Below are 14642 nucleotides of genomic sequence, written 5' to 3' on the forward strand. Positions count from 1 at the left end.
GTTACAGATTTTGGAATAAAAAAACAGCTCAAAGAATAACATTGAGCTGTCTGTAATTTGATAGTAATCTACATACCTATTTTTAATGTAATAGTATTGTTTTTACTGATTCATCGTGATTAAAAATTCTTCATTATTTTTGGTTTGTTTGATGCGGTTTTCCATAAATTCCATAGCCTCTACAGGATTCATATCGGCTAAATATTTGCGCATTATCCACATCCGTTGTAATGTTTTTTCATCAAGAAGTAAATCATCACGACGAGTAGAAGAAGAAATTAGGTCAATAGCAGGGAAAATACGACGATTGGCAATACGCCTGTCAAGCTGCAATTCCATATTTCCAGTTCCTTTGAATTCTTCAAAAATCACTTCATCCATTTTTGAACCTGTTTCGGTTAGCGCTGTAGCAATGATGGTTAATGAACCTCCGTTTTCAATATTTCGAGCGGCTCCAAAGAAGCGTTTGGGCTTGTGTAGTGCGTTAGCATCAACCCCACCAGTGAGCACTTTCCCAGAGGCAGGTTGTACCGTATTGTAAGCTCGAGCCAATCGTGTGATAGAGTCCAACAGAATTACCACATCGTGTCCGCATTCTACCAGTCTTTTTGCTTTTTCCAACACAATGTTGGCAATACGTACGTGTTCGGAGGCTTCTTTGTCGAAAGTGGAAGCAATGATTTCTCCCCTTACGCTACGCTGCATATCGGTAACTTCTTCAGGACGTTCGTCAATGAGTAACACCATAAGGTAAACTTCGGGGTGATTTCGTGATATGGCATTGGCAATATCTTTCAATAGCATTGTTTTTCCCGTTTTGGGTTGGGCAACAATCATACCTCGTTGTCCCTTGCCAATGGGTGAAAATAGGTCAATGATTCGGGTGGATATGGTGCTATTTTGTTCGGCTAACTTGAATTTTTCGTTAGGGAAAAGCGGTGTTAGGTGCTCAAAGGAAACTCGGTCACGAACAATTTGTGGGTCGTGTCCGTTGATTTTGATGACTTTAATTAAAGGGAAATATTTTTCCCCTTCTTTAGGTGGGCGAACAGTACCTAAGACCGTGTCACCAGTATGTAGCCCAAAAAGTCGGATTTGAGATTGCGAAACATAGATATCATCAGGCGAGCTCAAGTAGTTGTAATCCGAGGAGCGTAAAAAACCATATCCGTCTTGCATAATATCCAAAACACCTTCACATTCTACGATGCTATCGAATTCAAAATCAGGCGAACGATAACGATTTTTCTTTTCTTTGTCGAAGTTCTCTGTTTGATTTTGTGTGTTAGATGTGTTGTTATTGGAGTTGTTCTTTCCGTTATTTTTTCCTTGAAAATTTTTCTTTTGGAATTTTTTATTGGTTTTGTTATCCTTATTTTCTTTATTCTCCTTTTGAGGATTATCATTAAAAGGTTTATTTTCAGGTTCTTTGTTTTCTATTTTTTCCGTGTTTTCCGAAGGATTTACATTTTTGGTTGTTTCTTTTTGAGAATTTACAACCGTTGGAGTAGGGAGGGGTGTCTCGGTAATTTTTTTAGGTTTTCGCCCGCGTTTGGGTTTTTCCAAGTGTTCATCTGTTTTTGTTAGGGTTTTGTTTTCCTCGGTTTTCTTTTCAAAATTTTCTCGTTTTTTTGGAGCTTTACCAGGAGGTTGAGCTTCTGAATTTTTTTCAGAAGTTGTAGGAGTAACCGCTTTGTTTTCTGTTTTTAATGTATCAGGATTTGCTGCCTGATGATCTAAGATTTGATAGATTAAGTCCAATTTGTTAAAACTTCGGAATTTCGAAATCTTCATTTTTTGTGCGATTTCCTGTAATTCAGAAAGTCGCATTGATTTGAGGTCAATAATTTCAAACATTTAATAAATAATGATGTTGTTAGTTTTTAGGATGCTTTAGCCTACGAAGTTGGTTATGAACAAGTTTTGCCTATATTGAAGTAACAAAACAACTCCCAGAACAAGAACATTGGGAATAATTGACTAAAGCGCGATGCAATATTACAAATTTTTCTGTGAAAAACATACTTTTAGCTTAATTTTTTATTTCGAGGCGGATAAACTCCCTGTTTTATGGCTCCATTTTTAAGTCATAATTTAACTATTTGTATAACTATATTGATTTTTATGGAGCTGAATTGAAAATCTTAAAAAGATTAAAATAGTTAAACCGAGTTTTTGGATAAGAAAACAAATAACAGAAGAATACTTACACTTGTATTCTTCTGTTGTTTATATTACATATGATATGCTTTTTAGTGTGTAAAAAGCATTTCGCGGTATTTAGTGAGTGTCCAAAGCTCATCATCTACCATAATTTCAAGTTTATCGCAATGATAACGAATTTCATCAAAATAAGGTTTTACCTCGTGGCAATATGCCGTAGCTAAATCGTGGGCGGACTCCAATTTATTAGCTTTTTTACGAGCTTCAATCATTTGATTTATTTTGCTGTGAATCAATTTTATATGTTTTGAAATACGTTTGATTAAATCGATTTGCTCGGCGGCTACTTCTTCGTAATTTTCACCGAAAATCTCTTTAAGTCCCTTTACATTTTCAATAAGTGTATTTTGGTATTTCACAGCTGTTGGAACTACGTGATTTCGAGCAATATCTCCTAATAATCGTCCTTCAATTTGAATATTTTTAGCGTATTCTTCTAACTCAATTTCGTATCGAGCTTGAATTTCTACGCGGGTCATAACCCCTAACTCCTCAAATAAATCAATTGCTTTTTTAGATATATTCGCTTTAAGAGCTTCTGGAGTAGTTTTATTGTTGCTTAATCCGCGTTTTTCGGCTTCTTTTTCCCAAGCCTCACTATATCCGTCGCCTTCAAAACGAATTTTTTTCGAGGTTTTGATATATTCACGAAGTACATTGAAAATGGCTTCATCTTTTTTAAAGTTCTTTTCTTCGATTAAAACATCAACTTCCTTTTTAAATTCGATGAGTTGTTTTGCCATAATGGTATTAAGTACCGTCATAGGTTTGCCGCAATTTGCTTTTGAACCTACGGCTCTGAACTCGAATTTATTACCTGTAAATGCGAAAGATGAGGTTCGGTTTCTGTCAGTATTATCTAAAAGCACATCGGGTATTTTTCCAACTACATTGAGTTTTAAATCGGTTTTTTCCTCTGGAGATAGTTTTCCGTGCGAAACACCTTCCAATTCGTCCAATACCTTAGTCAATTGCTCACCGATGAATACGGAAACAATGGCTGGTGGTGCTTCGTGTGCCCCTAAACGATGGTCGTTACTTGCTGAAGCTACCGAAGCCCTAAGCAATTCTTCGTATTCGGCTACGGCTTTTATCGCACAGATGAAAAAAGTTAAAAATTGTAGGTTTTTCATTGGGGTTTTGCCTGGTGCAAGTAGGTTTACGCCCGTATCGGTTGCCAGTGACCAGTTATTGTGCTTACCCGAGCCGTTAATTCCTGCGAAGGGTTTTTCGTGGAAGAGTACTACAAATTCGTGCCGTTCAGCAACTTTATTCATAATGTCCATCAACAATGAGTTTTGGTCAACGGCAAGGTTGGTTTCCTCAAAAATAGGAGCCAATTCAAACTGATTGGGTGCTACCTCGTTATGGCGTGTCTTTACGGGTATTCCTAAAAGTAAACATTCTTGTTCTAAGTCACGCATATAGCTAAGTACTCTTCCTGGTATTGAGCCAAAATAGTGGTCATCAAGCTGTTGCCCTTTGGCAGGGGCGTGACCGAGTAGGGTTCTTCCGGCGAGCATCAAGTCGGGTCGAGTACTTGCTAAGGCTCTGTCAATCAAGAAATATTCTTGTTCCCAGCCTAAGGTGGCGGTGACTTTTGTAACGTTTTTATCAAAATATTTAGCCACCTCGGTTGCTGCTTGGTCAATGGCTTGTAATGCTTTAAGTAGCGGAGTTTTATTGTCGAGAGCTTCTCCGGTGTAGGATATAAATATGGTAGGGATACAAAGCGCTGTTCCGCAAATGAAGGCAGGAGAGGTGGGGTCCCAAGCGGTATAACCTCGAGCTTCAAAGGTGTTTCGGATACCTCCATTGGGGAAACTTGAAGCGTCGGGCTCTTGTTGTACCAATTGTCCGCCACCGAATTTTTCAATGGCTCTGCTTCTACCTGTGGGGTCGAAAAAAGCATCGTGCTTTTCTGCCGTTGTACCTGTTAGGGGTTGAAACCAATGGGTGTAATGTGTAGCACCTTTTGAAATAGCCCAATCGCGCATAGCAGCCGCTACTTGGTCGGCTACTTTTCGGTCGATTTTAGTTCCGTAACGGATAGCGTTCATTACACTATTGAAAGCTTCATCGGTCATAAACTGACGCATTGCTTCTTCGTTAAAAACATTTTTGCCAAATAGTTCGGAGCGACGTCCTTTCTCAGTAATTACTACGGGTTTTCTTTTTCCTATTTCCCGTAAGGCGTGAAATCTTAAAGTGGGCATATTGTGATGTATTTTTTTAGGTGCAAAAGTAATAAAAATAGATAAATTGCAAAATGTACCCCTTATTTTTAAGGGGTGTTATTGTAAAATTAGGTATAAAAATGACTTTTTTAAGGTTTAAGGTAGGGGTGTTCTGTTTTTGATTCATTATTTTGTTATTTGTAAGCTACTAAATCAGATTTTGCAGATGTATTATCATTCTTGAGATTCTTTTTCGTTTTATTTCGGTCAATTTCGTTTGTTTTCGATTTTAATTTGCTATGAGAAATGATTAACCCAAGTATTGAATTGTTTTTAAGTATCTTATTTTTAGTGTTTTATTATTTTGTTTTTCAAAATGAAAAAATCCTAATGAAATGAGTTGGAATTTGTATTTTTAAGTTCTATTTTTCGTTTTTAAATGTAAATTTTTTGTTAATAATGAAGTAATGTTCTGTTTTTGCTAAAGGATTTTAAAAAATAAAAGGATTGTTTGTTTATTCAGATATATTATATAATTTTACCTTTTTAATTTATTACAAATTATGAGCAATCAAAAAAACGAAACTAAAAGGACAGGCATGTACGAAAATGTCATGCATGAATTCAACAAAGCTGCCGATAAAATGAATTTGGATGCGGGAGTTCGTAAAATTTTAGCTGCTACACAAAATGAAATCGTAGTTCACTTTCCAGTAAAGATGGATGATGGGTCTATTGAAGTATTTACAGGGTATCGTGTACAACACAACAACGCTTTAGGCCCTTATAAAGGAGGGTTGCGTTATCACCCCACAGTAGATATTGATGCAGCAAGGGCTTTGGCTACTTGGATGACTTGGAAATCAGCCATTGCTGGATTGCCTTATGGAGGTGGAAAAGGAGGAATACAGATTGACCCAACCAAATACTCAAAAGGAGAGTTGGAGCGAATTACACGTCGTTTTACCTATGCCTTAGGGGATAATATCGGTCCTGATTATGATATTCCTGCTCCTGATGTAAACACCAATGCTCAAATTATGGCTTGGATTTCAGATACGTATGCTTCTTCAAAATCACCTGCTGAGCGTTCCAATAATCTGCACGTTGTTACTGGAAAACCTGTTGTTTCGGGTGGATTGGCTGGTAGAGACCGAGCAACGGGCTTTGGGGTAGTTACAGCCATTAAAAAATGGGCAAAGAAAAATAATGTTGATTTAAAAGGAAAAACCTATATTGTTCAAGGTTTTGGTAATGTAGGGTATTGGGCAGCTCATTTTTTAAGTAAAGAAGGTGCTAAACTTATTGCTGTTCAAGACCATACTGGTTCTATTTCTGAATCCAAAGGTATTGATCCTGAGGCTTTGTTAGGGCATACTAAAAATAATAAAGGAGGTGTAGCAGGTTTTGCGAATGCTCAAAAAATTGAAAATGCTGATTTTTGGAAAACGGCTTGTGATATTTTGATTCCTGCTGCTTTGGGTAATCAAATTACAACAAATAATGTAAATGATATCAAGGCATCGCTCATTGCTGAAGGGGCTAACGGACCTACTGATGCTGCCGCTGAAGAGGTACTTTTGAAAAAAGGAATAGCAATTATCCCAGATATTCTTTGTAATAGCGGAGGAGTTATCGGTTCTTACTATGAGTGGTTGCAAAACAAGCGTGCCGAAATCTGGAAAATAGAAGAGGTTCTTGATAAAATTCAAGATAAAATTGAAACGGCTTTTGATAATGTGGTGGCTTGTGCTGAAAAATATGACGCCGATTACCGAACAGGGGCTTATATCGTTGCTTTGGAAAGATTAGAGCAAGTTTATAAAGAAAGAGGCGTATTCCCTTAATTGTTGATATTTTGTTAATCCAACTCCGCAGTTTTAAGAATTGCGGAGTTTTTTTATAAAACTTTACGTGAGCTAAAAAATCCTCATAAAAAACGACTATCTTACTACGAATAAATTTACTTTTTGTTATTTGAGCGATTTGTCCAAGGAAGAAGTACAAAGGAAAGTCCACCAAAGCACAAGATCATAAAAAACTGTGAAGCCCAAACAATCCAACCAAAGGCAGTGCCTGCTACTAAAGCAATTCCGAAAAGGGATAAAATTTCTGCAATAAAGAAAGGATATGAGCCAAATCCGCCGTTGGTAAAAGCAATTGCAAAACTCCCTACTACAAAGGCAGTTATTACCGTAGAAAACGCAACATCAGTCGTTTCGGGTAATGCAAAAAATGCTACATAAAACATCAACAGATACATCAACCAGATGAACAATGTGTGAAAAATAAACCATTTTCGTTTTTGAAGTTTGCCTATAACAAGAATGCCTTCTTTAAGTCCGTTTAAAAAATATCGAAATTTCCCAACCCAACGACTATTCGACCGGAATACCCATCGGACTAAAAAAATTCCCCCTACAATGAGTATCAAAGAGACAATAATCAATTTGGTAAACGGAATTTTATCCAATAAAAAATGGCTAATAACATCAAATTGAATTAAAAAGGCTAATAATGTAAAAAAAAGTAATAATAGTAAATCAATAACCCGTTCCGAAATAATGGTACCAAATGCCTTATCAAAAGGTACTCCATCATACCGATTGATTACTAAGGCACGAGAAATTTCACCCGAACGCGGAATGGTAATATTTATCAGATAGCCTGAAAAAACAGCCATTATCCGATTACTCCATCGGGTCGAATACCCTAAGGGAGCCAATAATAATTGCCAACGAAGCGCACGAGATACATTACTTAAAAATCCAAAGAAAACCGATAAGCCAATATAAAAATAATCGGCTTGTAGAAACTTTTGTTTAATTTCGGAAAGTTGTTCTTCACTAAATTGACTATAGGTGTACCAACACAAGAAAACCCCTAAAGCCAACGGAAAAAATAACTTTAATATTTTAATGGCTTTACTCACTTATGCAATACGATTTGTTTTTTCATCAGGAAAAACAATCCAAGGTTTGAAAGTCTTTGCAGCTTCAAAATCCATTGTGGCGTAAGAAATAATGATGATAATATCGCCACGTTGTACACGTCGGGCTGCTGGTCCGTTCAAGGTGATTTCGCCTGAATTGCGTTTTCCTTTAATAATGTAGGTCTCAAAGCGTTCGCCATTATTTACATTTACAATGGCTACTTTTTCGCCTTCAATCATATTGGCCGCATCAAGCAAAGCCTCATCTACCGTAATGCTGCCTATGTAATCCAAGTCGGCACCTGTAACCGAAACCCGATGTATTTTTGACTTTAGTACTTCTATATTCATTTTAGCTTTCTGATTTCGTTACTTTTTCTAAAAAGCAATTGGTTGCAAAAGTAGAAAAATAAATTCAATCCTCTTTCTCTTCTAAAAGAGAATGTTATCAATAAGCCGAACTCCTTCAGCATAAACCGCGATAAAGGCACGATATTTTTTGTTTTCTTCTTTATAGTCAAAACTTTGTAAAGTATCAGCATCAGCGATGATAAAATATTCCAATTCAAAATCGGGTTGATTTTTAAACCGCTCTTCTACCCATTGTTTTACCTCTGTGGGGCTTTGAGTGGCAAACATTACTTTAGCTTGAAGCAAAGTCTGATAAATAAAGGGTGCTTTTGTAAGCATTGGGCTGCTAAGTCGTTGATTCCTTGAGCTTAATGCTAAGCCATTTTTATCTCGAACGATAGGGCAGGGCACAATTTGTACGTTAAGTCCAGTTTGTTGCACCATCTTTTTGATAATGAGTAGTTGTTGATAATCCTTTTCTCCAAAATAAGCTTTGTTGGGAGTTACAATTTCAAAAAGTTTTTTCACTACGGTGCCTACGCCATCAAAATGACCAGGACGAAAAGCCCCTTCCATAACAGCGTCTAAACCTTCAAAATCAAATTTATCGGAAGCGATGTTTTCTCCATAAATATCCTTTGCCTCCGGAGCATATACAAGCACATTAGGGTTCAAATTTTCAATTTTTTCAGCATCGGCTTGTAAAGTTCTGGGGTATTTTTCCAAATCTTCGGTATTGTTAAACTGCGTTGGGTTGACGAAAATGCTTACCACAGTGATATCATTTTCTTGCGAAGCATTTTCTATCAATTGTAAATGCCCTTGGTGCAAGGCTCCCATAGTAGGTACGAAACCTATCGTTTTTCCTGATTTTTTATAACTACCGATAGCTTGTTTAAGCTCGTTTTGATGGGTATAAATTTTCATTTTTGAAATATTTAAGGGTGCAAACTTATCACTTTCTGTTGAAATCTGCATATTTTTTTGTACTTTTGCAGTCCATTTACTAATGAAAAAACCGAATTTCGTTTTTATGACAGGCAAAAAAGTACTTTTTGTTTCATCGGAAGTCATACCTTATCTGGCTGAAACAGAGATATCAAAAATGTCGTTCGAGACTCCCAGAATGGTCAATGGAGCGGGCGGACAGATTCGCATCTTTATGCCCCGATTTGGCAACATTAACGAACGTAGGCATCAGTTGCACGAGGTTATTCGCCTTTCGGGAATGAATATTGTGATTAATGATATTGATGTACCACTAATTATAAAGGTTGCTTCCATTCCCAAAGAGCGAATTCAGGTCTATTTTATTGATAATGACGAGTATTTCAAAAGAAAAGCTACCTTTACAGATGAAGATGGGCATCTTTTCCCTGATAATGATGAACGCTGTATTTTCTTTGCCAAAGGGGTGGTTGAAACCGTAAAAAAACTCAATTGGCTTCCTGATATTATACACGTTCACGGTTGGATGGCTTCGCTATTGCCTTTATACTTAAAGACTTACTATAAAGACGAACCTATATTTTCTGAAAGTAAGATTGTGACTTCAATCTATGATAAAGATTTTGAAGGTTATTTGGATAAAGAAATGGCAAGTAAAATTGCTTTCGACGGAGTGGGTGAAGATGATATTGCGCCGTTAAAGCAACCCGATTATTTTAATTTGATGCGAGTTGCAGCTAAAAATTCTGATGCAACTATTGTGGTAGGAGAAAATCTGCCTGATGATTTAACCCAATACATACAAAAGCTGGAAAAACCTACGCTATTTTTGAGCGATAAGGAAACTTTTCAAGAACAATACAAAGACTTATACACTGAAATTTTAAAATAATTCGTTTTTTGAAAACGCTATGAAAAACACACTATATACACTGTCAGTAGGTGTTGTGGCATTGTTGCTACAAGCTTGTAATGATGACGATTTTAAAAATATCGAGAGTGATTTGCTGGGCGATGTAAATTTCACTTCGGGTACGTATTCCCCTGATTTGCTTGTAGAAAACAAATCGGAAGAGAAAATACAAACTGATGCTTCAAGTAGCTTGTTGTTAGGGCATTATACTCAAAATCCTTTCGGAACGAAAAAGGCTAAAATACTCTCACAAGTGAGTTTACCCAGTACACCTGCTGTTTTTGGAAGAAAAACCAAAGCCAGTGAAGATTCTGATAAATTTGACGAACAAGAAAAGGTTCTCGAGGCTTATTTGTACATTCCGTTCTTTAGCCGTAAAACTACCAATATAAATAGTCAAAACCAACAGGTTAATAATTATGCATTGGATTCCATTTATGGTAAAAACGATGCTACTTTTGATGTTCAAGTAAAAGAATCAAACTATTTTTTAAGGGATATTGACCCTAACGCTGGATTTAGCGTCAATCAAGTTTACTATTCTAATCTTAATGTTAGCTCACAACTGGGGACAACCATAGGTGAGGCAAATCATCTTGCCATTAAAAATGAGGGTATTAAGCGTTTTCATTTTGATAATCCGAGTACTACGGAAGATGAATCAAAAAACGAATTGGATGAATTAGCTCCTGGTTTACGCATTGCTTTAAATCCTGATTTTTTTCAACATAAACTATTTGATAAAGAAGGAGATGTAGCACTGTCTACATCGCAAAATTTTGTTAAATATTTTAGAGGCGTACACATATCCGTAGAAAATCTGTCGAAAAACTTGATGATGCTTCTCAATCTTAATGAAGCTAAAATAGAGCTAGTTTATTCCTATAAGGCTAAAGTACAAGATAAAGAACAACAGCTCAAAGATCGCTACGAAATGAAACTTTCGGGCATTCGAGTAAATGTATTTGAAAATACAGGGGAGAATATTCCTACTTTTGCTAATAACAATGATGTTAAAAACATTTATTTAAGTGGTACATTGGGGCAAGTGGCTGAGCTTACGCTACTTTCCGATGCCGATTTGAAACGTATGCGTGAAGAACAATGGATTATCAATGATGCTAGTTTGTTACTTTTCGTAGACCAATCGGTGACCTATGAGAAAGAACCAGAAAGGCTTTACATTTACAATGCTGAAACTGGGCTTGTTTTGGCAGACTATGCTTTAGATGCTACTCAAAACGCTTCTTCAAACAGCAGTTCAATGCTTTCACACTTAGGAAAATTACAAAAGGAGAATAAAAAGGGTGTTTATTACAGATTACGAATTACGCAACACGTGGCTGATATCGTTCGTAATAATGCTAAGAACGTTAAGGTAGGTATTGCAGTGGCTTCAAATGTTAATCTGTCTATTTCGTCAAGAGATGGAGCTTTAACTGAAGATGCACCTATTATTTATTTTGACGCCAACAGCAAGAAGAAATTAACCAAAAGAACCACGATAACTACTCCGCTAAGTACTGTTATTTACGGAAATAGCTCAAGTGTACCTGCTGAAAAACGCCTTAAACTACAGATATCGTACACCAAACCAAAGTAACTTTAAAGCCCAATACCACCCGCTAAGCATAGCTACTTATACTTTAGAATATGGCAATTCTTATAGGATTGTTATGGGTTTTCTCCTTGGCTATCAGAGAGAATTGTATAAGTATCCTTAATTTAAATAAAACATTGATGAAGATTGCAGCCTTTAATACAAGTGCTGTTGCAATCCTTGTATCAAAATTGTTGAAATTTGTTAAGCTACAAATTTCAAGAAGTGTAACCAATTATCAACTTATATAAATATGATATACCCTCAAAATAGAAGAGGTTGTATTCTAAAAGTATGATAATGATTTTACTATCAGGCTAAGCAAAGTCGCGAAAGCGAGTATGTAGATGACCCCTCATAATTAAGGCTTCAATTTCGCTCAACCTAATAGGAATTGTTTGTTTTTTTGTGTCATACTTTTTAAGTTACTTCTATAGAGGAAAGTCATAAATGATTTTTGTTTACTTTGTTTTTAAAGAAAGTTTTTTGAGAATGATGTAAATACAAATCTAAAATTTAAACTATATTTTGAATAAAAAGCAAAAATCGCTTTAAATTATTGATTTTTAGTGTTTTTTTGTTGTAAAAACTTACCCAAACTTATATAGTCTAAACGTGAAATTTAGTTAAAATTTAATTTCCAATGCAAGATTTCCTAATTATGGGATTTACTATGATGAATTAACATCAAAACAAATTGCAATGAACACGTTTAGATTTTCAAAGTATGCCTTAGGGCTTTTGATGGCTGCTCTTACTTTGCAGTCTTGCATCAAAGATGACAATATGATTGATTTACGTCCCACAGCAGTAGTTACTGTGCGACCACAAGCTGACGGAAGTTTTTTCCTGCAACTTGATGATGTTACCAAACTGACCCCTACCAATATGAAAAAATCTCCTTTTGGAAACAAAGAGGTACGGGCATTGGTAAATTACACCAAAGAAAATAGCAATACAAAAAGCAAATCTCAGGATGTGCGCATCAATTGGATAGATAGTATCCGAACTAAAAAACCTGTACCTGATTTAGGGGCAGAAAACGATGCCAAATACGGAAACGATGCTATTGAAGTGGTAAAAGATTGGCTTACTGTAGCTGAAGATGGTTACTTAACCTTACGAATTCGTACTCAATGGAGCCACGCTAAGGTAAAGCATAATATTAATTTGCTAACCAATACCGCTTCTAGAAATGCTTTTGATTTGGAGTTGCGTCACGATGCAAAAGGCGATGTTGGTGGTCCAATGGGAGAAGCGCTTATTGCATTCAATTTGAATGAATTACCTCGAGTAGGGGATTCTAAAAAGGTGAAAGTAAAGCTGAAATGGAAATCGTATAGTGGTGAAAAAACTACGGAATTTGATTTACAACTTCGTCCTTAAAGACAATTTGCTCAAATTCCTTTGGTAAGTGAATTTAACGATGGTAAAATAATGTTCCCTTTTGGTTAAAAATGGAGTGGAATTTAGCCATAGAAATCCACTCCATTTCTCCACCCAGAAAAGGAATAATTGTAAAAAATGGCGTCAAACGATAACGATAACGATAATGAACAAAAGCTCCTGCTGGAATTACAAAAAGGTAGTGAGCAAGCAATGAGAGAGATATACCACCATTACGTAAGGTATCTTACTGCTGTTTGTTTTCGTTATTTACAAGATGAAGAAGACGTAAAAGATGTGCTCCAAGAGGCTTTCTTGAAAATATTTTCATCTGTACATTCGTTTGAATATCGTGGCGTAGGCTCACTAAAAGGCTGGATGACAAAAATTGTAGTTAATGAAACACTAAAATTTATGAAACGAAACAGCCAAACGATGTTTGTTGAGCTTAAACAAGAAAAAATGGATAGCATCGACGAAGAGCCTGATACTTCAGGAATTCCATCGGATGTTATTCATCAAATGATACGAGAGTTACCCGATGGCTATCGCACCATCTTCAACCTTTATGTGATTGAAGAAAAAAGCCATAAGGAAATTGCAGCGTTGTTGAATATTAAAGAGAACTCCTCTGCATCTCAGTTTCACAGAGCCAAACTTTTGTTGGCTGACAAAATTAAACAGTACAGAACTCTTAATTCTGCTTCGTTATGAAAGAAAAATGGTTAAAAGACATACAGCAGCGAATGGCTGACTATCAAACCGATGAGCCCGAAGGTTTGTGGGAAAGCATACAAGCGAAAATGTTGCAAAAAAATAAAAAACGCTCACGAGCTGTTTTGTTCTTGTGGACAAAACGTTTTGCTGCCGCAGCTGCTATAATCGCTTTTGTGCTGACTTTAAATCATTATTTCAACAATGAAAAGGAATTATCCAACGTTACTGTAACAGAAATTTCTGATGAAGAAATAAAAATTATTGACCATAAATCGCCAATTTTTCCAATCGAAGAGGAAAGTGAGATTTTAACCATTGAGAAAATCAAAAAATCAAACGGATTACAAAATATCACTTTTGTTAAGAATAGAAAAGTTTCAACTGAAGAGGTCGCTGATGAATTTTTCATCGCAATAAATGAGGATAAGACTGACAATCAGTCTGAAACAAAAACAAAAGAAAATACTTGGGCTGTGGTGCCTCAACCTAAAAAAAATCAAGAGGAAATCGTATCCACTGAGGAACTTCCTTTGGAAGCAATTGCAGAAGTTGATAATAAACCTCGACATAATCGTCTGTCCTTTGGGATTTTCACTTCTGGCGGAATGGGGTCTTCTCTAAGTAATAAAACTGAATCAACAAGTGATTTTGTCATTTTAGACACTGAAGATGAAGAAGCAACAATGTGGAAAGATAGCCCACTGCTCGGCACACTTGTTTTTAGCAGTGAAGAACAAGTAGAAACCGAGGCCAAACATCGATTACCTATCCGAACAGGAATTTTATTCGCTTATCATTTTAGTAATCGTTTTGCTTTGGAAAGTGGGATAACTTACACCCGTTTGATTTCTGATTTACGAGAAGGAAGCAAAGCCAATTATTTCACCAGTGAGCAGAAATTGCACTACGTAGGGTTGCCTATCAACTTAAAGTATCAGCTATTTTCTTGGAGAGGTTTTGAATTGTACTCTTCTGCGGGAATACTTGCCGAGAAAAATGTGTCGGGAACACTACATAAAACACATTATTTTGATGGTAATATGATGAAAGGAGAACGAGAAAACATCAAAATCAATCCTTTACAATGGTCAGCTAATGCATCTTTTGGATTTCAGTATAACTTTTCATCATTGATTGGCATTTACGCTGAACCTAGTATAAGTTATTACTTTAGCAACAGCACACCTATAAAAACAATTTATCAAGACAGACCATTTAATTTTCATTTGAATTTCGGATTACGATTTTCTGTAGGAAGATAAACTCATTATTACTTTTACTAAATTACGCTGTGGTTTCGCATATAAACCTAAAAACGTTCACAACTTATATATACTAACATTCTAATAACTCACTTTACAACGATTACAAGTTGTAAAAAACAAAGAAAATTAA

12 protein-coding genes are annotated in these 14642 nt (G+C 36.1%); 6 read left to right on the plus strand and 6 right to left on the minus strand.

All coding sequences use genetic code 11. From position 1 onward, the window contains the following. Positions 1 to 102 precede the first annotated feature (102 nt). Entirely contained in the window at positions 103 to 1857 is a 1755-nt protein-coding gene (rho, locus tag CGC47_RS10085; protein WP_095900309.1) for a transcription termination factor Rho, read from the minus strand. Between the two features lie 395 nt (positions 1858 to 2252). After that, positions 2253 to 4439: a glutamine synthetase III family protein gene (locus CGC47_RS10090; RefSeq protein ID WP_095900310.1), complete on the minus strand. Its 2187-nt coding sequence runs from the start codon at positions 4437 to 4439 to the stop codon at positions 2253 to 2255. Between the two features lie 524 nt (positions 4440 to 4963). On the opposite strand from CGC47_RS10090, the gene CGC47_RS10095 reads away from it, so the two are divergent. Then, positions 4964 to 6247 carry a Glu/Leu/Phe/Val family dehydrogenase gene (locus CGC47_RS10095; RefSeq protein ID WP_041999785.1) on the plus strand — a complete coding sequence of 428 codons (1284 nt, stop codon included), beginning with the start codon at positions 4964 to 4966 and terminating at the stop codon, positions 6245 to 6247. Positions 6248 to 6363: 116 nt separating this feature from the next. Here CGC47_RS10095 and CGC47_RS10100 read toward each other — a convergent pair whose 3' ends face one another. From CGC47_RS10100 to panC, 3 genes are all read right to left on the minus strand, one after another. Beyond that, positions 6364 to 7332 (minus strand): lysylphosphatidylglycerol synthase transmembrane domain-containing protein, encoded by a 969-nt coding sequence (locus CGC47_RS10100; RefSeq protein WP_095900311.1) that lies wholly within the window; start codon positions 7330 to 7332, stop codon positions 6364 to 6366. Beyond that, positions 7333 to 7683: an aspartate 1-decarboxylase gene (gene panD / locus CGC47_RS10105; RefSeq protein WP_013996765.1), complete on the minus strand. Its 351-nt coding sequence runs from the start codon at positions 7681 to 7683 to the stop codon at positions 7333 to 7335. Positions 7684 to 7764: 81 nt separating this feature from the next. Further along, positions 7765 to 8661 carry a pantoate--beta-alanine ligase gene (panC, locus tag CGC47_RS10110; protein ID WP_082025289.1) on the minus strand — a complete coding sequence of 299 codons (897 nt, stop codon included), beginning with the start codon at positions 8659 to 8661 and terminating at the stop codon, positions 7765 to 7767. Positions 8662 to 8716: 55 nt separating this feature from the next. On the opposite strand from panC, the gene CGC47_RS10115 reads away from it, so the two are divergent. The 3 genes from CGC47_RS10115 (at position 8717) to CGC47_RS10125 (ending at position 12530) form a co-directional block, all read left to right on the plus strand. Further along, on the plus strand, positions 8717 to 9523 hold the full coding sequence (locus CGC47_RS10115) for a glycogen/starch synthase (protein WP_041913789.1): 807 nt from the start codon (positions 8717 to 8719) through the stop codon (positions 9521 to 9523). A gap of 19 nt (positions 9524 to 9542) precedes the next feature. Continuing rightward, the gene (locus CGC47_RS10120; RefSeq protein WP_041999788.1) at positions 9543 to 11147 is read left to right on the plus strand and encodes a DUF4270 domain-containing protein; all 1605 of its coding nucleotides are present in this window, start codon (positions 9543 to 9545) and stop codon (positions 11145 to 11147) included. 699 nt (positions 11148 to 11846) lie between these two features. Then, on the plus strand, positions 11847 to 12530 hold the full coding sequence (locus CGC47_RS10125) for a NigD1/NigD2 family lipoprotein (RefSeq protein ID WP_013996769.1): 684 nt from the start codon (positions 11847 to 11849) through the stop codon (positions 12528 to 12530). Positions 12531 to 12564: 34 nt separating this feature from the next. Here the strand turns inward: CGC47_RS10125 and CGC47_RS10835 are convergent, their stop codons facing one another. Beyond that, positions 12565 to 12744, minus strand: a complete 180-nt coding sequence (locus tag CGC47_RS10835) for a hypothetical protein (protein ID WP_172458705.1) — start codon at positions 12742 to 12744, stop codon at positions 12565 to 12567. Here CGC47_RS10835 and CGC47_RS10130 point away from each other — a divergent pair. Both CGC47_RS10130 and CGC47_RS10135 read left to right on the plus strand, forming a co-directional pair. Beyond that, positions 12744 to 13244 (plus strand): RNA polymerase sigma factor, encoded by a 501-nt coding sequence (locus tag CGC47_RS10130; RefSeq protein ID WP_232779662.1) that lies wholly within the window; start codon positions 12744 to 12746, stop codon positions 13242 to 13244. The two genes, CGC47_RS10835 and CGC47_RS10130, sit on opposite strands and share 1 nt — an antisense overlap. Then, positions 13241 to 14509 carry an outer membrane beta-barrel protein gene (locus CGC47_RS10135; RefSeq protein ID WP_041999794.1) on the plus strand — a complete coding sequence of 423 codons (1269 nt, stop codon included), beginning with the start codon at positions 13241 to 13243 and terminating at the stop codon, positions 14507 to 14509. The genes CGC47_RS10130 and CGC47_RS10135 overlap by 4 nt, the downstream gene beginning before the upstream one ends. Positions 14510 to 14642: the final 133 nt, after the last annotated feature.

It is taken from the genome of Capnocytophaga canimorsus (assembly GCF_002302565.1).
In the GTDB taxonomy this organism is placed as follows: domain Bacteria; phylum Bacteroidota; class Bacteroidia; order Flavobacteriales; family Flavobacteriaceae; genus Capnocytophaga; species Capnocytophaga canimorsus.

Bases quoted from the DNA above. Each gene is read 5' to 3' on its own strand.
- rho (WP_095900309.1), bottom strand. From the start codon at position 1,857: ATGTTTGAAATTATTGACCTCAAATCAATGCGACTTTCTGAATTACAG.
- CGC47_RS10090 (WP_095900310.1), bottom strand. From the start codon at position 4,439: ATGCCCACTTTAAGATTTCACGCCTTACGGGAAATAGGAAAAAGAAAA.
- CGC47_RS10095 (WP_041999785.1), top strand. From the start codon at position 4,964: ATGAGCAATCAAAAAAACGAAACTAAAAGGACAGGCATGTACGAAAAT.
- panD (WP_013996765.1), bottom strand. From the start codon at position 7,683: ATGAATATAGAAGTACTAAAGTCAAAAATACATCGGGTTTCGGTTACA.
- panC (WP_082025289.1), bottom strand. From the start codon at position 8,661: ATGCAGATTTCAACAGAAAGTGATAAGTTTGCACCCTTAAATATTTCA.
- CGC47_RS10115 (WP_041913789.1), top strand. From the start codon at position 8,717: ATGACAGGCAAAAAAGTACTTTTTGTTTCATCGGAAGTCATACCTTAT.
- CGC47_RS10120 (WP_041999788.1), top strand. From the start codon at position 9,543: ATGAAAAACACACTATATACACTGTCAGTAGGTGTTGTGGCATTGTTG.
- CGC47_RS10125 (WP_013996769.1), top strand. From the start codon at position 11,847: ATGAACACGTTTAGATTTTCAAAGTATGCCTTAGGGCTTTTGATGGCT.
- CGC47_RS10130 (WP_232779662.1), top strand. From the start codon at position 12,744: ATGAGAGAGATATACCACCATTACGTAAGGTATCTTACTGCTGTTTGT.
- CGC47_RS10135 (WP_041999794.1), top strand. From the start codon at position 13,241: ATGAAAGAAAAATGGTTAAAAGACATACAGCAGCGAATGGCTGACTAT.